Raw genomic sequence first — 20,230 nt, 5'->3', positions numbered from 1 at the left:
TAAGGGCGGCCGGGGCTATCTTGATCTGCAAAACCGATCAGCCCAGGCCGCCCCACCTGTGGTTACCAGAGCGCCAGGGTGTAGCCCAGCAGCACGCGATTTTCGTTGACGTCGTTGTAGAAGTTGCCCTTGGCCAGGGCGTTGCGCCAGCGCATCGACACGCCCTTGAACGGGCCGGTCTGCACCACGTAGCTGATGTCCAGGTCGCGCTCCCATTCACGGCCTTCGCCGTTGAAGCCGATCACTTCAGCCGAATCACCCTTGGCGTATTTGATGCCGAACAACAGGCCCGGCAGGCCAAGGTCGGCAAAGTTGTAGTCGTAGCGCGCATGCCAGGCGCGTTCCTTGGTCTGGGTGAAGTTGGTGAACTGGTATTCGGTGAACAGGTAGCTGATGGAGCCATCAAGGTAGGTGAACGGCGTGGTGCCGTACTGCTGCTGGAAGCCGCCGCCGATGCTGTGACCGCCGTACTGGTAGGTCAGGCGTGTACTCAAGGCACGGTTATCAACGTTACCGGCCAGGCCCGCACCGTCCTTGTCGGCCTTGAAGTAGCGCACGTCGGTCTTCAGGTTGCCCGGCCCCAGGCCAAAGCTGTTCTTGAAGCCGCCATATTGCTGGTGGTAGATGCTGTCCAGCTCGGCATAGTGGTAGCTGAGCAAGGTGTTGGGCGTCAGCGAGTAATCACCGCCGGCAAAACGGAACTGGTCGCTCAGGGCCGTGCTTTTGTAGACCTTGCTGATGGTGGTCAGCTTCATGTCTTCGTAGTTGGTGGAGTCGCGGTCCTTGGCCTGGTCCAGTTGGCCGAGGCTGATCTTGAGGTTGCTGATGTCGTTGGATACCAGTTGCGTACCGCTGAAGGATTGCGGAAACAGGCGGCTGGTGTTGGGTTGCAGGGTCGGCAGGTCCGGCACCAGGTAACCCACGCGCAGCTCGCTCTTGGCCAAGCGGGCCTTGGCGGTGACGCCCAGTTTGGAATAGCTGTCGGAAGCGCGTTTGTCGCTGTCACGCTGCAGCAGGCCGGTGCCGGATTTGTCCGGACTGGAGTCGAGTTTCACGCCAAGCATGCCGATGGCATCCAGGCCAAAGCCCACGGTACCGTCGGTAAAGCCCGACTTGATCCCCAGCAAAAAGCCTTGGGCCCATTCGGCACGCACCGATTGGCTGGCCTCTTCACGGTAGTCACGGTTGAAGTAGTAGTTCTTCAATTCCAGCGTGCCGCTGCTGTCCTTGATGAAGTCGGCATGGGCGGCGAACGGGATCATCCCGCTGCTCACGACGCCAACGCCGGTGATGAGTTGAGTCAGGGATTTTTTCATTTTTTTAGCTCCTGGCAGTGTGGGGTTTGGGGTGTTTTTATTGTTCTTCGGGCATGGCTTCGCCGTTCGCGCAAATCCGGGATTTGCGCGGCGGGCAAAGTCAGTCCTGGGTTACAGCGCTAGCGGTACGGGGCCCTGGCGGATGCGGTAGCCACCGTTTTCAAGCTTCTCCAAGGGGCTGGCAGCGGCCAGCAACTTGCGGGTGTAAGGGTGTTGCGGGCGGTCGAAAATTTCATCGCGGGCGCCCATTTCCACCACCCTGCCCTCGCTCATCACCGCCACCCGGTGAGCGATGCGCTCCACCGCCGCCAGGTCGTGGGAGATGAACAAGCAGGCAAAGCCGTATTGCGCCTGCAGGCGTTCGAACAGCTCCAGAATCTGCTTCTGGATGGTCATGTCCAACGCCGAAATCGGCTCGTCGGCAATCACCAATCGAGGATGACGCACCAGTGCGCGGCCAATCGCGACACGCTGGCGCTGGCCACCGGAGAGCTGGTGCGGGAAGCGGTCGACAAACTGCTCGGCCAAACCGATGTCCAGCAAGGTCTTGGTGACCCGTTCACGCTTCTGCTCGGCACTCATGCCGGGCACATGGCGCAACGGTTCGGCGAGGATGTCACCGATTTTCATGCGCGGATCGAGGGACGAGTACGGGTCCTGGAAAATCATCTGGCATTGCAGGCGATGTTCGCGGTTGCCGGACTTGAGAATGTCCACTCCTTCAAACTCGATAGCACCGGCACAGGCTTTGTTCAGGCCGACAATGGCGCGTCCAAGGGTGGTCTTGCCCGAACCGCTGCCGCCCACCAGCGCCAGGGTCTCCCCCGGTGCAATGGTGAGGTTGGCCGAATGCACCACGCGTTTGAACGCGGTGCGGCCCCACAGGCTGCGCGGGCCAGGATGCTCGATGCACACGTCCTTGACCGTCAGCAGCGGGCCGTCGGCCTGGGGCAAGTCCGCCAGTACCCCGCGACGCGGCAATGCTTCCAGCAACTGCCGGGTGTAGTCGGCCTTGGGCGCCAGCAGGATCTGTTCGATGGTGCCCTGCTCCACTGCGCGGCCTTCACGCATCACCACCACCTTATGGGCGTAGCGCGCCACCAGGGACAGGTCATGGCTGATGAACAGAATCGCCGTACCCTGCTCGCGAGTGAGGTCGAGCATCAGCTTCAACACGTCCAATTGCGCCAGGCAATCCAGCGCGGTGGTGGGTTCGTCGGCAATCAGCAGCGCCGGGCGCAGCAGCATCACCGAGGCAAGCATGATGCGCTGGCGCATGCCACCGGAGAACTCGTGGGGGAACGCGCTCAGGCAGCGTTCGGCGTCGTTGATGCCGATATGGCCGAGCATCTCCACGCTGCGTTCGCGGATCTGCGCTTCCGTCAGTTTGGTGTGCAGGCGCAGGCCCTCGGCCATTTGCTCGCCGATGCTCATGGACGGATTCAGCGACACCATGGGTTCCTGGAACACCATGCCGATCTTGGCCCCGCGCAGCTCGCGCAGTTGCTCGGGCTTGAGGCTGTTGAGGTCATGGCCCTGGAAGCGCACCTGGCCGCCGCAGTGTTCCAGCGGTGGCGGCAACAGGCCGATGGCGGCGCGGGCGGCCATGGTCTTGCCGCTGCCGGACTCGCCCACCAAGGCGACGATTTCGCCGGGAGCGATGGTGAAGCTCAGGTCATTGACCGCCAGCGGGCCGTGGGCGCCGATGCGGATTTTCAGGTGATCGACTGCCAGTAATACGTCAGTCATGCTCATTTACTCATCCGTGGATCAAGGCGGTCACGCAAGGCGTCGCCGCACAGATTGAACGCCAGCAACGCCATGGCGATGCAGACACCGGGAAACAACCCCAGCCAACTGGCCGTGGCGATGTACGGCCGACTGGCCGCGAGCATGTTGCCCCAGGTCGCCGCCGGTGGCGGTACGCCCAGGCCGAGGAAACTCAACGAACTCTCGGCAAGGATCGCCCAGCCGAACATGCTGGTGGCCAGCACGCACACCGGCGCGACGCAGTTCGGCGCGATGTGACGCAGCATGGTGTACAGCTCCGAGTTACCAATCACCCGAGAGGCTTCGACGAACTCCTTCTCCCGCAGCGACAGCACGGTGCCGCGCACCACCCGCACCACCGACGGCGTATAGGCCAGGCTCAGGGCAAAGACGATGCCATACAGGCTCGGGCCGATGATCGCCATCAGGCCCAGGGCCAACAGGATGCCGGGGAACGCCAGCAACGCGTCATTGACCATCATCAGGCCACGGTCGACCCAGCCGCGCAGGAAACCGGCGAGCAAGCCGAGAAAGGTTCCGGCGATGATCGCCATGCTCACCGTCAGCACACTCACCCACAGGCTGGTGTGTGCGCCGATCATCAGGCGGCTCAACACATCGCGGCCGTATTCATCAGTGCCCAGCCAATGCGCGGCGGTCGGCGCCTGCAAACGTGCCAGCAGGTTCAGCGCCAGCGGGTCATGGGGCGTCCACACCAGGCCGAGCGCGGCCATGATCAACAGCAAGCCCAACAGGAACGCACCGATCAGCGCGTTCAACGGCGGCACGCGCCAGGCCCTGGGGGCACGCATCGGTGCGGGCAACAGCACCTCGGGTGCAACAGGCAGTGGCTTATTCATAACTTAACCCTGGGGTCGAAGAGCGGGTACAGCAGGTCCACCAACAGGTTGACCAGCACATAGACAAAGGTCACCAGCAGCAGGCAGCCTTGCAGCACCGGGTAGTCCCGGGCGTAGATGGCGTCGACCATCAGGCGGCCGATACCCGGCAGGGTGAACACGGTTTCCAGCACAGCGATGCCGCTGAGCAGGTTGCCAAGGATCAGGCCGATCAGGGTCAAGGTCGGTGCAAACGAGTTGCGCAACGCATGGCGCCACAACACCGCCCGCTCCGACAGGCCCTTGGCGCGGGCATGGGTGATGTACTCCAGGCGCAGCACTTCGATGGCACTGGCCCGTGCCATCCGCGTGATCGCACCCAGTTCAACCAAGGTCAGGGTGACAATCGGCAGCACGATAAAACTCAAGGCCTGCCACGGCGATTGGCCGAACGACACATAACCCACCACCGGCAACCAGCCGAGCTTGATGCCGAAGGCATACAGCAACAGCAAGCCAAGCCAGAAACTGGGGATCGACAGCAACAGCGTCGCCGTCGACACCACGCCGAAGTCCAGCGCACTGTCCTGCTTCCACGCCGACAGCAAGCCCGCCGGCACCGCAATCAAGGCCGCCAACAACACCGACACCAAGACAATCCCGGCACTCATCTGGAACCGATCCAGGATCAGCGGCAACACCGCCTCATTGGTGGTGATCGAATGCCCAAGGTCACCGCTGAGCACCGCCTTGAGCCAGATCACAAACTGCACCGGCAGCGGCTGGTCCAGCCCCAGCGACGCACGCGCCACCTCCAGGCTGTGGGCGTCGGCCATGTCGCCAAGCATCAGCAGGGCCGGGTCACCGGGCACCAGGCGGATGATCGCGAACACCATCAGCGAGATCAGCAGCAAGGTCGGCACCGACATCGCCAGGCGTTGGGAGATAAAACGGAACATCCTCAATTACTCCCGGCGGCGGGGACGCTGACGGTCCACAAGCGCGGCTTGGACACCGGCCAGGTGCGCAGGCCCTTGACGTAGTCACGGCTGGCGGCAATCGCGTTGCCGTTGTACATCGGGATCATCGGCACGTCCTTGATCATCTGCTGGTGCAGTTGATCGAACAGCGCCTGGCGCTTGCTGATGTCACCTTCGCGCTGGGCTTCACGCAGCCACTCGCGGGCCTGGGGGTTGTCCCAGACCTTGCGTGATTCCTTGTCCTTGTCGCCGGTCATCGAGTCGAAACTCAAGGCCGGGTCGAGGCGCTCGGAATACGGGAACGCCATCATCTGGTAGTTGCCGCTCTGGTAGCGCTCCAACTGCGTGCCCCACTCCAGGGTTTCCAGCTCCAGGTTGATGCCGCTGGCCTTGGCCATGGCCTGCACGAACACGCCCATGTCGAAGATCGCCGCGTAGCGTTTGTTGACGATCAGCTTGATCGGCTCGCCCTTGTAGCCAGCTTCGCGCAGCAGTTGCGCAGTCTTGGCCGGGTCGAAGGTGAAGCCCTGGTCTTCGACGGCACTGTGGTAATGGCTGCCGCTGGCGACCATCGAGTTGTTGGCCTTGGAGCGACCGCCGGTGAGCGCCTCGACGATTTGCGCCGAATCCAGGGCATGGGCGATGGCCTGGCGCAAACGCACATCTTTAAGCAGCGGGTCGCGGGTCTGGAACAGCAAGGCATTGACCGACATGGTGCCGCTGGAGGTCACGCTCACGCCGGAATGGGCGGCCAGCTCTGTGGCGTCCAGCGGGGTGACATCAATCAGTAGGTCGACGTTTTTCGACAACAGCGCGGCTTTGGCGGCGGCCGGGTCCGGGATTACCAGCAGGCGCACGCGGTCCAGGCGGGTGGATTTGTTGCCGGTGTAGCCATCGGGCTCTGTTTCGTCGCGCGGGGTGTAGTTGGGGTTGCGCAGCAGCTCGACGTATTGGCCGGGCTTCCACTCACCCAGCTGGAATGGGCCGGTGCCGACTGGGGCTCTCCAGCTGCCGTCGGCGTTAAGCGAATCGGCAGACAGGATGCCGCTACCGCCACATTCAGGCAGTGCAGTGCTGGTCAGGAACAAGCCGTTGGGCTTGTCGAGGGTGAACACCACGGTGAGGGGATCCGGGGCGCTCATGTCGACGATCTTGGCGCCGCCATGCCCATCGAATTCTGGGGCGCAGCGCCATTGGGTCTTGGGATCGAGGAAGCGCTTCCAGGTCCACAGCACGTCAGCAGACGTCAACGCCTTGCCATTCTGGAACTTCACCCCGTCGCGCAGGTGAAAGGTGTAGCGCAAGCCGTCGTCGGACACCTGCACGTCCTTAGCCACCAGCGGGCCAACGGTGGCATCTTCGCGGAAGGCTACCAGCCCCTCGGTGATGTGCATGATCACGGCGTCGGAGTTGGTGTCGCGGTTCACACCCGGGTCGGTGCTGCGGATGTCAGCGTTGAGCGCGACCTTCAATACACTTTCAGCGTGGGCAGTGCCCACCAGCGCCGCAGACAAGGCGCCTGCCAGGATAAGAGTCTTGTTCATGGATAACTGCACCTTAAATGTTCCTTACGCATGGGGTTCGGACGCTGGCAGGACCCAAAAAGAGGCACGGCCGAACACCTGGAGAGTTGTTGTTGTTTTAGTCGCCTTCACGGTTGGCGAATGTTCCTGGACCGATCTTATTCTTCACGCAGCAAGCTTGAGAAGAACGCTCCAAGTGATCAGGCTCGGCTTTTCCGATCACCTGCCCAGCCTGTCCTGACTTGCCTCCAGCCTACCGAAAAATCAGGGCCTGGAGCCGTTTGCATGCGTTCAAAAATAATGAACCTGATCGGCCAAACCGATCTGTGCGCACCTGTAGCCATCAGATAAGCTGGCGGGCATTCAATGGTTTAAATGCTGAAACCTGAGGCAGTCCTTCATGACTCTCACCCATCTTCGTGCGTTCTGTGCCGTGGTCGAAAAAGGCAGCTTTCGCTCTGCCGCACGCCAATTGGACGTGGCGCAAAGCACCCTGACCCAGTCAATCCAGACCCTGGAAAAAGAACTCGGTGTGGTGCTGCTGCAACGCTCGAACCAAGGCATCAACCTGACCTCGGCCGGTGAAGTGTTCCTGGTACGCGCCCGCTCCATCACCCTCGACTGCGAACGCGCCCTGCTCGACCTGCAACCGTGGAAAGGCGAGCCCGAAGGCCATATCGACCTGGGCGTGACCTCCGAACCCCTGGCCGAACTGCTGGTGCCGGTGCTGAGCAATTTCACCCAGCGCTTCCCGCGCATCCAAGTGCATGTGGCCAGCGGCACCACCAAGGGCCTGGTGGAAAAAGTCCGCGATGGACGCCTGGATTTCGTGCTGTGCCCGTTGGCGCCGAACGTCACCGATATCGACCTGTCCATCGACCGTCTCTACAGCTCCAGCGCGGGCATCATTGCGCGTAAAGGCCACCCGTTGGCCCAGGCCAAGTCGGTGCAGGAGCTGGTGGACTGCCAATGGATCAGCGTGCGCTCCACCGGCGTAATCGGCGGCGCGGAAAACCGCCTGGTCCAGCTGTTCCGCACCCAGGGCCTGGCGCCGCCGAAGATCGCCATCACCACCGACTCGCTGCTGGAAACCCTGCACATCGTCTCGGAAACCGACTACCTGACCATCGAGCCGCGCATGCTGCCGGGGATGAAGCTGTTCTCCAGCGCACTGACTACCATCGCCATCGAAGAACCCCTCGCGCCCCGTGATGTGTGCCTGATCAGCCGCCGTTCCGCGCCTCTCACCGGGGTCAGCCAGGAACTCACCAGCATGCTGATTTCCTATTCCCGGCTGGTGCACCGCAGCCGTTGATCCACCCTTTTGCCGAGCGTTTCCATGCCCCTGACCTCCTACGATGGTTTACCCCGCGCCAGCGCCAGCAGTGTTGGCGTTGACCCCGACCGCCTGATCGCGTTTCTCGACGAGGTCAAGGCCGCCGGCCTCGACCTGCACGGCTTCATGTTGCACCGCCACGGCCACGTCGTTGCCGAAGGCTGGACCTGGCCGGTGGACCCCAACGAACCCCGCGTGCTGCACTCCATGGCCAAGAGCTTCACCGGTTGCGCCATCGGCCTGGCCATCGAAGAAGGCTGTCTCAAGCTGGATGATCGCCTGGTCACCTACTTCCCCGACGAAGTGCCCGCCGACGCCGCCCCACGCCTGGCCGACATGACCGTCGAACACCTGCTGACCATGCGCACCGGCCACGCCAGCAACACCTCCGGCTCCGTGTGGCGCGGCATCAGCACCAGCTGGATCGCTGAGTTCTTCAAGATCCCTTTGGCCTACGCGCCCGGCACCGAATATGTCTACACCAGCGCTGCCAGCTACATGCTTTCGGCGCTGATCAACCGCGTCACCGGGCAAACCTTGCACGACTACCTCAAGCCGCGCCTGTTCATCCCCCTGGATATTCACAACGAAACCTGGGACATCGGCCCCGACGGCGTGAACCCTGGCGGCAATGGCCTCACCGCCCCCGTGTCGGCGGCGCTGAAACTGGCAGTGCTGCACGCCCAGGACGGGCTCTGGAATGGGCAGCAAATACTGCCGGCCGCCTGGGTCCGCGCCGCCACCCAACCCCAAGGCGGGCCGGACAGCCGTTACGGCTACCACTGGATGATGAAACCGCGCCCGGCGTTCAGTGCGTTGGGGGTGTTTGTGCAGATGGCAGCGGTGTACCGCGAGCACAACGCAACCTTGGTGCTGGTGGGCGGGATGAAAAATTCGGCGGAAATCGTGCCCTCTATCGAGCGGCATTTTCCGGCGGTATTGGGTGAGGATCGCAGCGTGAAGCCCGAGGCGGATGCAAGATTGGAGCAGCGGTTAGCGAGTATGGCTGAGCGGCCTTCGCTGATCTCGAACTGTACGGCGCCCGAGGACTCGAAGCGCGTGTTTGCCATGGCTGAGAACGGACTCGGCGTGCGTCAGTTATCGTTTGAGTTTGCCGGTGATGTGCTGACCTTCGAACTGACCGACAGCCAGACGACTCACCGCGTGCAGGTCGGCATCGACCATTGGCTCAACGGCCTCACCAGCATGCCTGGCCGTGCGTTGCACCATGGGTATGAATTCAACAACGCACAGATCGTGGCAGGTGCGCGTTGGTTGGATGAGACCACATTGGAAATGACCTGGATCTATCCGCAGACGGCGTTTCGGGATCGGGTGGTGTGTGAATTCAAGGAGGGTGGCGTGAGCTTCGCTCGTACGGTGAATGTGAACAGTGCGGGGCGGGAGCAGGAAGTGTTGGTGGGTAAATCGCTCTAAGCGATCCCTCCCCCTTGTGGTGAGGGAGCTTGCTCCCGTTGGGCTGCGAAGCGGCCCCAATGAAGCTATCAAGTTCCGTCAGGTAGAATGAGATGGCTGGATTTGGGGGGCTGCTAAACCGGCAGGAATGCCGGTTTAGCAGCCCTGCACCATGGAATGGATATTCACTCAAGACCGAGGCTTAACCCCACCCGCCTGCCCCCGCAAATACAACGCCTCCACCAGCTTCTGTCGCTCCTCCCGAGGCAACGTACCGGCAAACTGCGCCAAGGTCGAATCCACCAACGCCCGCAGCGCCATATCCGCCTCCCGCGCCTTGGCCAACTCCGCCACCAACACATCCCGATCCAAGGTCGGCGCCTCCAACTGCTTGATCACCCCCAACCGCGCCTCCCGCCCCGCCATCACCAGCGGCTGGCTGTCGGCACGGTTATGGCGCAACAACTGACGCAACTCCCGCCGCCGCTCCGGCGGCAACTTGACCATCGCCTGGCGCAACCCATGCTGATTGACCACCGCCTCCACAGGCTTTGCACTCGCCATCCAGTGATACACCCCCCCACCTACCCCGCCAATCAAAAACACATTGAGCAACACCGAGACCAGCAACCACGGTTTAAGAGATTGGGCGCTCATTGCTCGGTTTCCTCAGCGTTGACGGTAAAGATGACTTGCGCATCGCCCTGGTCAAACACGCTGGGCAACACTTCGGCAGACACCATCGGCAGCGGCACGCTCATGGACGCCACCAGCATGCCGGTGACGACACCGGCAATGCCCACCCCCACCAGCCCCGCCGGTGACAGCCAGCCGGCATAACGCGACCAGAACGACCTACGGCGCGGCGCCGACTCACGGATCTGTCGGGTCAGCGCCGGGTCGGTAAATGCCAGTTGATGACTGTCCAGCTGGGCGTCGAGCCAACCGGCCTGATCCAACGCTTCACGGGCACTGGGATTGCCGCTATCGAGCAGCGCCTTAGCCGCCCCGCGCTCAGCCAGCGGCCAACGATGCAGGTCGGCGCCATAGGCGTCAGCCAGATAAGCAAATCGTTCGGGTGTCATGATGTTCCCCTTCCTGGGCGGGCGAGCCCGGGTGTATCGGCAAGTTGGCGGCGCAACTGGCGTCGGGCCCGCGACAGCAGGCTCTCCAGTGCCTCGACGCTGATATTCATCAGGGCCGCGGCGTCGATGTTCGACAGCTCCTGGTAGTACTGCAACACAATCGCCTCGCGCTGGCGCTCGGGCAAAGCGGCCAGTGCGGCGGCCATGCGCGCGCTGCGCTCGGTGCTTTCCAATTGTTCATCCAGAGGCGGTGCGCTGTCTGCCAGCTCCAGCGCCGCCTCCTCGTTCAAAGGCCGCTCCTTGCGCCGACGCAAGCGGTCATGGCACAGGTTGAGTGCCACGCGGTGCAGCCACGTGTCGAAACGCGCCTCGCCACTGCGCCAGGTGGATGCCTGGCGCCAGATACGCAGGAAACTTTCCTGGGCCACGTCCTTGGCTTCGTCGGCATCCCCCAGGATCCGGCTGGCGAGTGCCAGCAGACGCGGCAGTTTGCGCGTCACCATTTCGTTGACGGCCGCAGGTTCGTTGTTGCCGATACGTGCCAGCAGTTCAACGTCCGGATCAGTGTCGTTCAATCGGGCAATTCTCGGTCAGCGGATCCAATGCCCTTCGCGCCAGTACCAATTGGGACCGTGCGCTTCCCAATGGCCGGGCTCCCAACGTGCATTGCGCATCACCGGCTGCCAATGACCCGGCACCCAGCCATAACCGCGCCCTTCCCAGCGCCAGTGGCCTCGGTCCCAGGCGTAACCGGGCCGCTCCACGGGGACCATTTCCACGCGCTCCGGTGGCGGCGCCTGGCGGATGATGATTTCGGTCTGGGCAAACACCGGGGTGCTGACAAACGCGGCAAGGGCCAGCGGAGCAAGCAAGGCAAAGCGCAATGTGGCCAGGGGTCTCATGGCAACTCCTTCAAGCGACGGGCGAAAGTGCCGGTTGCTGATGGGTTGAACGGGGCGTGTCGAAAAATCCGTCGCAGGACGCGCAGATTATTGTCGCAGGCAGTATTGCCCAGGGGAGGAAGGCACTTGATGAAAGGTTTGAAAGCTTCGCGACGGATTTACGCCGGTGGCAACGTTGAAGGATTAACGCTGATCAACCCAAGAGGAAACACCATGTCCCGCCGACTTTACCTGCTGGTTGCCGCACTGCTGATCGCCAGCCTCAGCGGCTGCGTGATCGTGCCGGAACACCGCCACTGCTGCTGGCGCTATTACGGCGCGCTCGATACGCCGACCCGCAGCGTCAACAGCTAGCCGACTGCCGCAAACCCCCGGCGCCCGGCCTTGATTTCGGTGCGCAACTCGCCAATCAGGTTTGAGATGGAACGGATGCTGTCCAAACCTTCGGGGGACACACCGGTCAACAACAGGTCGACCCGGCCCGGACACGGGCTCGAAGATGTTGATGCGCAACGAGCCGTCGCTATTGAGTGTGCAATCGCACGCCAGCGGCAGGAAACCCGAGGCCATGATGCGGTTGAATTCAACGATTGAAATCATGACAAGTTCCCATCCCTGGGCCTCACGAGGTGTTGTGATGGAGACAGAGTAGATGAGGTTCTACAGGCCATGGAAGCATTAATGCAAAAGTGTTAGCCATGCCTCATTTCGCCCCGGAAACGCCGAATCACTGACGCCAGAAAACCCGCATTTCGACCTCTCGTCTGCTGCTCCGGCGAGGGCTTGACTCGAAGCGTCGATCACCAGACGCTCTTGGCTTTTCGCCATCATCTTGAGCCAAACCACCATGAGCATCGACCCTCCGAGCCAGCCCGACAGCGATGTGTACAAGACCTTGCTGGAGTCGACCAAGGCCATCCCTTGGCGCATCGATTGGCAGAGCATGACCTTCAGTTACATCGGCCCGCAGATCGAGACCTTGCTGGGTTGGACTCCGCAGAGTTGGGTGAGCGTGGACGACTGGGTCGAGCGCATGCACCCGGATGATCGGGAATACGTGGTGAATTTCTGCGTGTCGCAATCGCGCGCCGGAGTTGACCACGAAGCGGACTACCGCGCGCTGACGGTGAACGGCGACTACGTGTGGATTCGCGACGTGGTGCATGTGGTGCGCAAGGACGGCGAGGTCGAAGCACTGATCGGGTTCATGTTCGATATCAGCGAACGCAAGAAGACCGAAGAGCACCTGGTGCGCCTGCAAAAACAACTCGAGGAATATTCCTACCAGGATGGCCTGACCGGCATCGCCAACCGGCGCATGTTTGACACTGTGCTGGAGCGCGAATGGGCCAGCGCCCAGCGCAGCCAGTTACCGCTGTCGTTGATCATTCTGGATATCGATTTTTTCAAGCAGTACAACGACCACTACGGCCATATCAAGGGCGATGAATGCCTGCGTCAGGTGGCGAACACCCTGTCCCAGGCGGCCAACCGTCCGAGGGATTTCATTGCGCGTATTGGCGGCGAAGAGTTTGTGTGGTTGTTGCCGGAAACCGATGCGGCGTCCGCCCGGCAAGTGGCGCAGCGCTGCCTGCACCTGATCCGCCAGCAGCAGATCGAGCATGGTTTTTCGGCGGTGTCGAACCTGCTGACCCTGAGCCTGGGCGTCGGTACGCGCATCGTGAAACCCGACAGCCCGATGCTGGGGTTTGTCGAGGAGGTCGACAAGTTGTTGTATCAAGCCAAACGCAATGGGCGGATGCGCGCGGAGTTCGCTGACGGTGAAGTGTGACGCGAAGGTCAAATCGCAGGCAAAAAAAATCCCAAGTAGCTGATGGAAACTTGGGATTTAAAAATGCATAAACCGTGGGAGGTGAACGCCCGGCTATAGTAGCGATTGTAAAAACCTGTAACAAGATTATTTTAATCCTTTCGTCGGATTAAAAGTGCTGTAAGTCATTCAATAACCACACATTTTTTAAGGTGGCGCGGTCTATGAGTGCCACTTTTTGGTGCAACTACCGACACTATTTCCACTTATAAAAAAGGGTTATTGGATTAACGCGGCGTCACACTTTTGGATATACGCTCATTCAATTGTTTGCAGGCTTCCTGGGTTTCAAGGCTATTGGGCAGAACCGAGCGCCCCACACTTTCCACCTGCCTGCACAGTGCCAGGCGTTGGTTGGCAGCTTCCCGCTCGCGGTCAACCTCGGCGTTGAGCCGCATAAAATAGAACCCCAGCAATACTGCAGCGCAGAGCACGGCGAGCACGAAGTAGCGAAAGCTGTTGGACGGCGGCTCGGGTGGGTTCATGACATTACTGCGCCCTGCTCTTCTCGTAACGCACATCATCGCCGTCTACTGGACCGACCACGCTCCACCCCAGCCGCTGATAAAACCCGTTGGCACGGATTCCGTCGCGGCCGTCGGTGATCAGGAACAACCGATCATGGTGTTCAAACAGCGCAGCCTCGGCCACCGCCATCAGTTGACGGCCCAGGCCCAGGTTCTCGAAAGTCGGCCGCACGAACATCGCGAACACCTCGCCTCCAGCCAGGTCGACCATGGCAAAAGCGGCAGGCTGGCCCTCCACCTCGGCGATCCAAACGCAGGGCGCTGCACGAATACTGTCGGCCAGCACCTGGGGCGTGATGCCCAGGTCGGCCATTTGCTCGACACTCAAATGGTTTTGCACCACCGAGGTGCGAATGGCGAAGAGCGTATCGACATCGTCCTGCGTCGCCACGCGGATTAGCGTTTGCATACTGGCCTCCCTAGTAGAGGACGCAATTGTAAGCAAATAGAAACACAGTGAATGTCGTGGATTTGTAAAACGCCCTACAGCGCCTCGCCCTGCTGCTGGCGACGGAACTGCCCTGGTGCCACGCCATGGGCCTTGCGGAAACACCGGGAAAAATACGCCTCGTCAGTGAAACCGCAGCGGTGCGCGACCACGCCAATCATCTGCGCACTGTTGAGCAACAAGGTGCGCGCCAACTGCATGCGCCGGTCGAGCACCAGTTGCGAGAAAGGTTTACCGGTTTCCTTACGCAACAAATGAGTGAGGTAGTTGGGCGACAGGAACGCCGCCGCCGCTGCGTCCGTGAGGTTGAGCGTCGGTTCATGCAGGTGCTCGCGGATATAGCCCTGCACCCGTGCCAACGCATCCTTGCGCCCGCGCCGCGTGGCATTGTTGGCGGCGAAGGCCTGCAACGGCTCGGCGTATTGTTCGCAGACCAGGCCGACCAGTTGAAACAGATAGCCCTTGAGGCGTTCGCGGGCGCCGAAGGTACGGTGGGCATCAAGTTCGCGCATATGGGCGAGCCAGGTTTTTACCTGCTCGAACGCCGCGTCTTCAAGGATGAAGTCCAGCTGTTCCTGAAAGCGAAACGGCGACAGCTCCGGCGCCTGGCCGATGGGAATGTCTTCCAGGTCCAAGGGGTCGCAGGTCAATTGCGGCAGGAAAAACGCCTGGCTGAAGTTGATCAGCATGAATTCGCCCTCTTCAGGATGGGGAATCACATGCAAGCGATGGGGCAGGATAAACGCCAGCGCCTTGCGCGGAAACGGCCGCACCGCGCCGCCGATATGCTGCACGGTGTCGCCGCCGAGGTTGATCTGGATCTGGAAATACTCATGGCGATGAGGGCTGGTCAGCGCCGCCCGCCCGCGTTTGTCGCGGATATAGAAGTCGGGGCGGTCGCTGCGCTGTTGCATGCCGTAAGTGGTGACGCGGGTGCCTGGCATAACGGTCTCTCGGGTGGCCTGGGCACCACTGTAGCCTCAACCCTGGCCGAGGGTGAAACGCAACTCGCCGATGCCGTCGATGCCGGCGGTGACGACATCGCCCGGTTGCAAGGTGCCGACGCCCACCGGGGTGCCGGTAAAGATCAAATCGCCGGCCTTCAGTGCGACAGATTTGGAGGCATGGCTGATCACTTCGCTGACGGACCAGATCTGGTCGGCCAGGTCGCCCACCTGGCGCTGTTCACCATTCACGTTGAGCCAGATCTTGCCACTGGACGGATGCCCGACCGCGCTCACCGGTTGCAGCGCCGTTGTCGGTGCGGACGCATCGAAAGCCTTGGCCCAATCCCACGGGCGTGAGAGCTTTTTCGCCTGGGCTTGCAGGTCGCGGCGGGTCAGGTCGATGCCGACGCCATACCCCCAGATGTGGGAAAACGCCTGTTCCGGGCTGATATCGACCCCGCCCTTGCCGATGGCCACCACCAGTTCCACTTCGTGGTGCAGGTCGGCGGTCAGCGGCGGATAGGCGACCACGCCTTCGGCCGGCACCACGGCATCCGCCGGTTTCATGAAGAAGAACGGCGGCTCTCGGTCCGGGTCATGCCCCATCTCACGGGCGTGTTCGCTGTAGTTACGGCCCACACAGAACACCCGGCGCAGCGGGAAGCGGGCTTCGCTGCCCTGCACGGCCAGGGATGGGATGGGCGTCGGGGTGAATACATAGTCAGTCATGGCTTGGGCCTCGTCGTTACCTGGCGCCAGTATGGCGAGTGGCGCCGGGGCGAAGTTGGACAGGTCTACGCAGATTTTGCACTGGCCGGTGCTTGAGGCGACCGATCCAACAGGCGATACAACGGCAGGCACGCCGCCTGGATCAACAGCATGCGGATGACCTGCATCGCCGTCACCAATGTCACGGCCAGGCCCAGGGCCTCGGCGGTAAGGCTCATTTCCGGCGCGCTGCCGGGCATCATGCCCAGGGCCAGCGACAGCCACGGCATGCCCAACCCGGCACCCAGCGCCCAGGCCGCCAATGCGCTGGCGATCACCGAACCGGTCAATAGCAGCAGCACTTTGCCCAGCAGGCCCGGCGCGCGCTGGAAGAAACTGCGGTCAAACGCGACACCCAATGCACAGCCAATCAGCAACTGGCCGCTGCCGCTGAGCCAGCCCGGCATGCTCATCGAGAGGTGATTGCAGCCCACGCCCACCGCGCAAATCAGGAACGGCCCGAACGTCCAAGGGTTAGGCAACTTGCACTGTTTGAAACCCAGGGCCGCCAGCCAGCCCACACCGAGGATGAAGATCAACCAGGGCCAGACCACCGGCAACGGCGCATGCGCAACAACGGGGGGCATGCCGAAGGTGGCGACTGCCGGCACCGTCAAAAGAATCAGCAACAATCGGATGCTATGGGCGGCGGCGATAAAACTGGTGTCCGCCTGGCGTTGGCGGCCCAGGTGCACCATCTCGCTGGAATTGGCCGGCATCAAGGCAAAGAATGCGGTGCTGAAAGGCACGCCCCAGCGATGCAGGAGCAGCACCGAACACAGCGCCAGTACCAGCGTGAGCAACACCGCCGTAATGATCAGCCCGAGATGAGCCGCCACCTGCTGCATCACCGGCAGCGTGAAATGACAGCCGATGGCAACCGCCACGATGAGTTGCCCGGCCTGGCGGCCATGGGGAATTTCCGGCACCAGGCTGCCGGCACAACGAGTCAACATCACGGCGACCAGCGAACCGATCACCCAGGGCAACGGCCACCCCGCCCAACTGGCAAGGCTGCCGCCCAACGCGCCGATAATCAGTGTGAAAAGCCAATGGTTGGGCATGGTCGGGTACTCGGCATGGAGAAGAATGCCGACAGGCTATAGACTTGCTGTCATCACAGAAAATATCCATTTGTTAAGCCAGCTATCACACTTTGTTATGCGAGCCATCATGAACCTGAAAGCGCTGGAGTACTGCGTCGAAATCGCCCGCCAAGGCAGCTTCACCAAAGCCGCCCAAGCGTTGCACGTGGCACAGCCGGCGCTGAGCATGGCGGTGAGCCGATTGGAGGATGAGCTGGGTGTGGCCCTGTTCAACCGCGCGACGCGGCAGATCAGCGTGACTGCCGAAGGCCAGTTGTTCCTGGCACGCGCCGAGGCGTGTCTTGAAGGCTTGGCCGGTGCCCGCCGTGAATTGCAGGACCTGACCCAACTGCACAGCGGCGAAATCCGCGTGGGCGTACCGCCCATGTACGGCATCCGCCATATTCCCGACCTGCTGATGCAATTTCGCGCCCGGTACCCCGGCATTGCCATGCATGTGGTGGAAGGCAGCGCCGATGACATCAGCGAACGCCTGGCCACTCGGGATATCGATGTGGCGTTGTTGGAGTCGCGACGGGTGGATCCGGCGTGGGAGTCGGTGCTGCTCGGCAGTGATGAGATGGTGTTGTGCATGGCCCAGGATCACCCACTGGCGGGCAACTCGTCCATTGCGGCGCAGCGGCTGCAACACGAACCGATGCTGGTGTTCGACAACACCTTCCTGCAACGCCATCTGCTGGACGCCTTTTGCAGCAACGCCCGAGTGCGTTTCAACATCGCGCTGGAAAGCAACTTCGTGCCGCTGGTGATTACCGCCACGCGCAACGGCATGGGCGTGTCCACCTTACTGCGGTCGGTGCAGGAGCAAGAGCCAGGGTTGGCCGGCGTGTCATTCGAGCCGGCGCAGTTCATGCACTTCAACTTGTGCTGGCGCGCTAGCGAATACCTGTCCCAGGCCAATCGGCGGTTCATTGAAACGGCGAAGGTGTATTTCCAGGAGGACGCCAGCTCGCCGCTGTCACGTTAAGCGGTTATTTGCGTGCGACTTTGTAGCGCACGCAATCCTGATAGAAACCCTGGCGGATCGCCTCGGGCTTGAGCCGTGAACGGCTGTCGTAGGTCTGCTCGGTGATGCCCATGGCCATCATGCGCATCCACGACTTGTTGAACTTCATGCTTTGGATCTTCTGCCGCGCCGCGTACAACGACACGCCCGACAGTTTGAGTTCCTGGGCCCTGGCGGCGGTGCCGGCGCCCCAACTGCACATGTACTTGTCACCCTCGCGCAGCTCCCGTGCCTGCACGGCAGCCGCGCCGCCAGCCAGGGAGCAGGCGATCAGCATCATTCCAACAGAGCGCATTTGCATCCTCACCTAACCACCTGAAAATAAAAGCGATTCTGGCGAGGATTTTGTTACAAAGGGGCCATTAAATTGCCTTATTGCGCAAGGTTTCAGTTAGCCGCAGCCGGCGTGGTGCGAAAGGTGATGCCCAGTCGGTTGAAGGCGTTCATCAAGGCAATGCCGTAAGTCAGGTCGGCCAGCTCCTTGGCGCTGAACTCGGCGGCGGCCGCTGCGTACTCTGCATCCGAGACGTCGCTGCGGGTGACCGCTTCAGCGAAAGCCAGGGCGATGCGTTCACGGGCGGTGAACACATCCCGTGCGTCGTGCCACACCGGCACCAGTACCAGCTTGTCCACGGCCAGGCCTTGCTTGAGCAGGTCACGCGAGTGCATGTCGATGCAGAAGGCGCAGCCATTGATCTGCGAGACACGCAGGTAGACCAGGTCGATCAACGCCTTGGGCAAGCCGCTGTTTTGCAGGTAGACATAGACGCCACCGAAAGCCTTGTAGCCTTCCGGGGATGCTTGGGTGTAATCGAGGCGAGTGGTCATGATAAATCCTGTCGAGGTTGAGTGAAGGCACCATGTTGCAGCGCCATGGCTCACCTCTGAAGAGCCAAGAATGGGCCCGGTGACCGGACCATGATGGTCTAGTCAAATGTTGCAGTTATGGCACTTGGGTACAGGTCATGCAGCCGCTACAGTTAAGGCAGGCGCGACCAGGAAATCTCCCTCATGCACACCCTACCCCCGTTGGACCCTACCTCGGCCGAGCCGATCTACCGCCAGCTTTACTGGCGTTTTCGCAATGCCATCGCCGAAAGCCTGCTCAAGCCCGGCGAGCGCGTCCCGTCAGCGCGGGCACTGGCCAAGGAGTTGGGGCTCGCGCGCGGCACCATCGACAGCACCTACGCATTGCTGACCGCCGAGGGTTACCTTGAGGCTCGCGGCCAGGCGGGCACGGTGGTGGCGCACGGCATCCAGAGCGCCCAGCCTACGCCCGTGGTCATTACGCCCTACAACGCCGTGCGACAACAGTCACACGTACTGCCCTTCCAGATGGGCCTGCCGGCGCTGGACGCTTTCCCGCGCAAAATCTGGTCGAAAATTGCCGCCCGTTGCGTGCGCGCCACGCAACTGGCGGACATGGCCCACCCGCCGGTCTACGGCCTGCCTTCGCTGCGCACCGCTATCGCCAGTTACTTGCAGGTGGCGCGGGGAATCCATTGCTCGCCGGAGCAGATCTTCGTCACGTCGGGCTACCGCAACACGCTGAGCCTGGTCACCCATGCGTTGCTGTCACCCGGCGACGCGGTGCTGGTGGAAGACCCAGGTTATCTGCCCACGCGACCCTTGCTGGACCATTTGCAGATCAAGTCCATCCCTGTGCCGGTGGATCAGGACGGCCTCTGCGTACAGCACCTCAGCGCTGCCCGCGCCGTGGTCGTCACCCCAGCCCATCAAAGCCCGCTGTGTGTGTCGCTGTCGCTGCCGCGTCGCCTGGAACTGCTGGACTGGGCCCGCCGTGAACTCGCCTGGATCATCGAGGACGACTACGACGGTGAGTACCGTTACGTCAGCCGCCCTCTACCAGCGCTCAAGAGCCTGGACCGTGAGGGCCGGGTGCTTTACGCGGGCACCTTCAGCAAAGTGCTGTTCCCCGGCATTCGCCTGGCGTATCTGGTGGTGCCCGTTTCCCAGGTCGGGCGTTTCGAACAGGTCAGCCAGAGCTTCCTCGGCAACTGCCCGGAACTGACCCAGGCCATCGTCGCCAGTTTTATTGCCGAAGGGCATTTCGCCCGGCACATCCAGCGCATGCGCAAGCTGTACGGCGAGCGCCGCGAAGCCACCGCCAACGGGTTGCGCAAGGTATTGGGCGCGCATATTTCCATTGATGCACAACCTGGCGGGATGCACCTGATCCTGCGGTTCAAGACCCCGCAATCAGACCGCCTGCTGGTGCAGAAACTGGCGAGCGTCGGTCTCTTCGCAGAAGCCTTGAGTGAATGGAATGTCGTGCAGCACAGCGGTCCCGGCCTGCTGTTGGGATTTGCCAACATCGATTCCCAGGCCAGCGCTGAAGCATTGGGCCGGCGCATCCTGGAATGCTGGGTGGCCTAGTCATCAGGCGATTTCTTGGCGCTGTGCTTGTCG

Annotated in this window: 22 protein-coding genes and 1 pseudogene; 6 read left to right on the top strand and 17 right to left on the bottom strand. The window is 61.8% G+C overall.

What is annotated here, in order from left to right; translation table 11 throughout:
• Positions 1-62: 62 nt before the first annotated feature.
• The 5 genes from AYR47_RS19925 to AYR47_RS19905 form a co-directional block, all read right to left on the bottom strand.
• Entirely contained in the window at positions 63-1,316 is a 1,254-nt protein-coding gene (locus tag AYR47_RS19925) for an OprD family porin (RefSeq protein WP_016977186.1), read from the bottom strand.
• 111 nt (positions 1,317-1,427) lie between these two features.
• A complete protein-coding gene (locus AYR47_RS19920; protein WP_061436453.1) occupies positions 1,428-3,071 on the bottom strand; it encodes an ABC transporter ATP-binding protein in 1,644 nt (547 codons plus the stop codon).
• A complete protein-coding gene (locus tag AYR47_RS19915; RefSeq protein WP_061436452.1) occupies positions 3,068-3,946 on the bottom strand; it encodes an ABC transporter permease in 879 nt (292 codons plus the stop codon). Before AYR47_RS19915 ends, AYR47_RS19920 begins: the two co-directional genes overlap by 4 nt.
• On the bottom strand, positions 3,943-4,884 hold the full coding sequence (locus AYR47_RS19910; RefSeq protein WP_033902298.1) for an ABC transporter permease: 942 nt from the start codon (positions 4,882-4,884) through the stop codon (positions 3,943-3,945). The genes AYR47_RS19915 and AYR47_RS19910 overlap by 4 nt, the downstream gene beginning before the upstream one ends.
• Positions 4,885-4,886: 2 nt before the next feature.
• Positions 4,887-6,449: an ABC transporter substrate-binding protein gene (locus AYR47_RS19905; RefSeq protein ID WP_061436450.1), complete on the bottom strand. Its 1,563-nt coding sequence runs from the start codon at positions 6,447-6,449 to the stop codon at positions 4,887-4,889.
• Positions 6,450-6,828: 379 nt separating this feature from the next.
• Between AYR47_RS19905 and AYR47_RS19900 the strand changes: the two genes are divergently transcribed.
• On the top strand, positions 6,829-7,743 hold the full coding sequence (locus tag AYR47_RS19900) for a LysR substrate-binding domain-containing protein (protein ID WP_028616574.1): 915 nt from the start codon (positions 6,829-6,831) through the stop codon (positions 7,741-7,743).
• A gap of 24 nt (positions 7,744-7,767) precedes the next feature.
• Positions 7,768-9,201, top strand: a complete 1,434-nt coding sequence (locus tag AYR47_RS19895; RefSeq protein WP_061436448.1) for a serine hydrolase domain-containing protein — start codon at positions 7,768-7,770, stop codon at positions 9,199-9,201.
• A 168-nt stretch (positions 9,202-9,369) separates the two neighbouring features.
• Here the strand turns inward: AYR47_RS19895 and AYR47_RS19890 are convergent, their stop codons facing one another.
• The 4 genes from AYR47_RS19890 to AYR47_RS19875 are packed head-to-tail and all read right to left on the bottom strand — an operon-like array spanning position 9,370 to position 11,167.
• Complete coding sequence (locus AYR47_RS19890) at positions 9,370-9,837, bottom strand: periplasmic heavy metal sensor (RefSeq protein ID WP_033902306.1); 468 nt, start codon at positions 9,835-9,837, stop codon at positions 9,370-9,372.
• The gene (locus AYR47_RS19885) at positions 9,834-10,265 is read right to left on the bottom strand and encodes a hypothetical protein (protein WP_033902307.1); all 432 of its coding nucleotides are present in this window, start codon (positions 10,263-10,265) and stop codon (positions 9,834-9,836) included. The genes AYR47_RS19890 and AYR47_RS19885 overlap by 4 nt, the downstream gene beginning before the upstream one ends.
• Positions 10,262-10,840: an RNA polymerase sigma factor gene (locus AYR47_RS19880; RefSeq protein ID WP_033902308.1), complete on the bottom strand. Its 579-nt coding sequence runs from the start codon at positions 10,838-10,840 to the stop codon at positions 10,262-10,264. The genes AYR47_RS19885 and AYR47_RS19880 overlap by 4 nt, the downstream gene beginning before the upstream one ends.
• A 15-nt stretch (positions 10,841-10,855) precedes the next feature.
• Complete coding sequence (locus tag AYR47_RS19875; RefSeq protein ID WP_028616441.1) at positions 10,856-11,167, bottom strand: YXWGXW repeat-containing protein; 312 nt, start codon at positions 11,165-11,167, stop codon at positions 10,856-10,858.
• A gap of 213 nt (positions 11,168-11,380) precedes the next feature.
• Here AYR47_RS19875 and AYR47_RS32705 point away from each other — a divergent pair, with 213 nt between their 5' ends.
• The gene (locus tag AYR47_RS32705) at positions 11,381-11,521 is read left to right on the top strand and encodes a hypothetical protein (RefSeq protein ID WP_167351259.1); all 141 of its coding nucleotides are present in this window, start codon (positions 11,381-11,383) and stop codon (positions 11,519-11,521) included.
• Here the strand turns inward: AYR47_RS32705 and AYR47_RS19870 are convergent.
• Positions 11,518-11,767 (bottom strand): annotated as a pseudogene (locus tag AYR47_RS19870) (DUF1652 domain-containing protein). The gene AYR47_RS32705 and the pseudogene AYR47_RS19870 sit on opposite strands and share 4 nt — an antisense overlap.
• Before the next feature lie 247 nt (positions 11,768-12,014).
• Here AYR47_RS19870 and AYR47_RS19865 point away from each other — a divergent pair.
• Positions 12,015-12,959, top strand: a complete 945-nt coding sequence (locus AYR47_RS19865) for a sensor domain-containing diguanylate cyclase (RefSeq protein ID WP_033902310.1) — start codon at positions 12,015-12,017, stop codon at positions 12,957-12,959.
• Positions 12,960-13,225: 266 nt separating this feature from the next.
• On the opposite strand, the gene AYR47_RS19860 is transcribed toward AYR47_RS19865, so the two are convergent.
• The 5 genes from AYR47_RS19860 to AYR47_RS19840 all read right to left on the bottom strand — a co-directional run bounded on the left by AYR47_RS19860 (position 13,226) and on the right by AYR47_RS19840 (position 16,752).
• Positions 13,226-13,483 (bottom strand): hypothetical protein, encoded by a 258-nt coding sequence (locus AYR47_RS19860; protein WP_061436447.1) that lies wholly within the window; start codon positions 13,481-13,483, stop codon positions 13,226-13,228.
• A 4-nt stretch (positions 13,484-13,487) separates the two neighbouring features.
• The gene (locus AYR47_RS19855) at positions 13,488-13,934 is read right to left on the bottom strand and encodes a GNAT family N-acetyltransferase (protein ID WP_061436445.1); all 447 of its coding nucleotides are present in this window, start codon (positions 13,932-13,934) and stop codon (positions 13,488-13,490) included.
• A gap of 74 nt (positions 13,935-14,008) precedes the next feature.
• The gene (locus AYR47_RS19850; protein ID WP_033898240.1) at positions 14,009-14,917 is read right to left on the bottom strand and encodes a helix-turn-helix transcriptional regulator; all 909 of its coding nucleotides are present in this window, start codon (positions 14,915-14,917) and stop codon (positions 14,009-14,011) included.
• Between the two features lie 36 nt (positions 14,918-14,953).
• Positions 14,954-15,649 (bottom strand): fumarylacetoacetate hydrolase family protein, encoded by a 696-nt coding sequence (locus tag AYR47_RS19845; protein WP_033898239.1) that lies wholly within the window; start codon positions 15,647-15,649, stop codon positions 14,954-14,956.
• Positions 15,650-15,714: 65 nt separating this feature from the next.
• On the bottom strand, positions 15,715-16,752 hold the full coding sequence (locus tag AYR47_RS19840) for an AbrB family transcriptional regulator (protein WP_061436444.1): 1,038 nt from the start codon (positions 16,750-16,752) through the stop codon (positions 15,715-15,717).
• Between the two features lie 109 nt (positions 16,753-16,861).
• On the opposite strand from AYR47_RS19840, the gene AYR47_RS19835 reads away from it, so the two are divergent.
• Positions 16,862-17,761, top strand: a complete 900-nt coding sequence (locus AYR47_RS19835; RefSeq protein ID WP_061436442.1) for a LysR family transcriptional regulator — start codon at positions 16,862-16,864, stop codon at positions 17,759-17,761.
• A 4-nt stretch (positions 17,762-17,765) separates the two neighbouring features.
• Here the strand turns inward: AYR47_RS19835 and AYR47_RS19830 are convergent, their stop codons facing one another.
• Positions 17,766-18,095, bottom strand: a complete 330-nt coding sequence (locus AYR47_RS19830) for a hypothetical protein (RefSeq protein ID WP_033898242.1) — start codon at positions 18,093-18,095, stop codon at positions 17,766-17,768.
• Between the two features lie 92 nt (positions 18,096-18,187).
• Positions 18,188-18,628, bottom strand: coding sequence for a carboxymuconolactone decarboxylase family protein (locus AYR47_RS19825; RefSeq protein WP_061436440.1), 441 nt, complete (start codon positions 18,626-18,628; stop codon positions 18,188-18,190).
• 183 nt (positions 18,629-18,811) lie between these two features.
• On the opposite strand from AYR47_RS19825, the gene pdxR reads away from it, so the two are divergent.
• Positions 18,812-20,197, top strand: coding sequence for a MocR-like pyridoxine biosynthesis transcription factor PdxR (gene pdxR, locus AYR47_RS19820; RefSeq protein ID WP_061436438.1), 1,386 nt, complete (start codon positions 18,812-18,814; stop codon positions 20,195-20,197).
• Positions 20,198-20,230 lie beyond the last annotated feature (33 nt).

The organism is Pseudomonas azotoformans, assembly GCF_001579805.1.
GTDB lineage: Bacteria > Pseudomonadota > Gammaproteobacteria > Pseudomonadales > Pseudomonadaceae > Aquipseudomonas > Aquipseudomonas azotoformans_A.
The sequence above is the reverse complement of the archived record's forward strand: the minus strand, read 5'-3'. Positions and strand labels throughout refer to the sequence as shown.

Bases quoted from the DNA above. Each gene is read 5' to 3' on its own strand.
- pdxR (WP_061436438.1), top strand. From the start codon at position 18,812: ATGCACACCCTACCCCCGTTGGACCCTACCTCGGCCGAGCCGATCTAC.
- AYR47_RS19850 (WP_033898240.1), bottom strand. From the start codon at position 14,917: ATGCCAGGCACCCGCGTCACCACTTACGGCATGCAACAGCGCAGCGAC.
- AYR47_RS19855 (WP_061436445.1), bottom strand. From the start codon at position 13,934: ATGCAAACGCTAATCCGCGTGGCGACGCAGGACGATGTCGATACGCTC.
- AYR47_RS19830 (WP_033898242.1), bottom strand. From the start codon at position 18,095: ATGCGCTCTGTTGGAATGATGCTGATCGCCTGCTCCCTGGCTGGCGGC.
- AYR47_RS19840 (WP_061436444.1), bottom strand. From the start codon at position 16,752: ATGCCCAACCATTGGCTTTTCACACTGATTATCGGCGCGTTGGGCGGC.
- AYR47_RS19845 (WP_033898239.1), bottom strand. From the start codon at position 15,649: ATGACTGACTATGTATTCACCCCGACGCCCATCCCATCCCTGGCCGTG.
- AYR47_RS19835 (WP_061436442.1), top strand. From the start codon at position 16,862: ATGAACCTGAAAGCGCTGGAGTACTGCGTCGAAATCGCCCGCCAAGGC.
- AYR47_RS32705 (WP_167351259.1), top strand. From the start codon at position 11,381: ATGTCCCGCCGACTTTACCTGCTGGTTGCCGCACTGCTGATCGCCAGC.
- AYR47_RS19915 (WP_061436452.1), bottom strand. From the start codon at position 3,946: ATGAATAAGCCACTGCCTGTTGCACCCGAGGTGCTGTTGCCCGCACCG.
- AYR47_RS19925 (WP_016977186.1), bottom strand. From the start codon at position 1,316: ATGAAAAAATCCCTGACTCAACTCATCACCGGCGTTGGCGTCGTGAGC.
- AYR47_RS19910 (WP_033902298.1), bottom strand. From the start codon at position 4,884: ATGTTCCGTTTTATCTCCCAACGCCTGGCGATGTCGGTGCCGACCTTG.
- AYR47_RS19920 (WP_061436453.1), bottom strand. From the start codon at position 3,071: ATGAGCATGACTGACGTATTACTGGCAGTCGATCACCTGAAAATCCGC.
- AYR47_RS19890 (WP_033902306.1), bottom strand. From the start codon at position 9,837: ATGAGCGCCCAATCTCTTAAACCGTGGTTGCTGGTCTCGGTGTTGCTC.
- AYR47_RS19860 (WP_061436447.1), bottom strand. From the start codon at position 13,483: ATGAACCCACCCGAGCCGCCGTCCAACAGCTTTCGCTACTTCGTGCTC.
- AYR47_RS19900 (WP_028616574.1), top strand. From the start codon at position 6,829: ATGACTCTCACCCATCTTCGTGCGTTCTGTGCCGTGGTCGAAAAAGGC.
- AYR47_RS19885 (WP_033902307.1), bottom strand. From the start codon at position 10,265: ATGACACCCGAACGATTTGCTTATCTGGCTGACGCCTATGGCGCCGAC.
- AYR47_RS19865 (WP_033902310.1), top strand. From the start codon at position 12,015: ATGAGCATCGACCCTCCGAGCCAGCCCGACAGCGATGTGTACAAGACC.
- AYR47_RS19825 (WP_061436440.1), bottom strand. From the start codon at position 18,628: ATGACCACTCGCCTCGATTACACCCAAGCATCCCCGGAAGGCTACAAG.
- AYR47_RS19895 (WP_061436448.1), top strand. From the start codon at position 7,768: ATGCCCCTGACCTCCTACGATGGTTTACCCCGCGCCAGCGCCAGCAGT.
- AYR47_RS19905 (WP_061436450.1), bottom strand. From the start codon at position 6,449: ATGAACAAGACTCTTATCCTGGCAGGCGCCTTGTCTGCGGCGCTGGTG.
- AYR47_RS19875 (WP_028616441.1), bottom strand. From the start codon at position 11,167: ATGAGACCCCTGGCCACATTGCGCTTTGCCTTGCTTGCTCCGCTGGCC.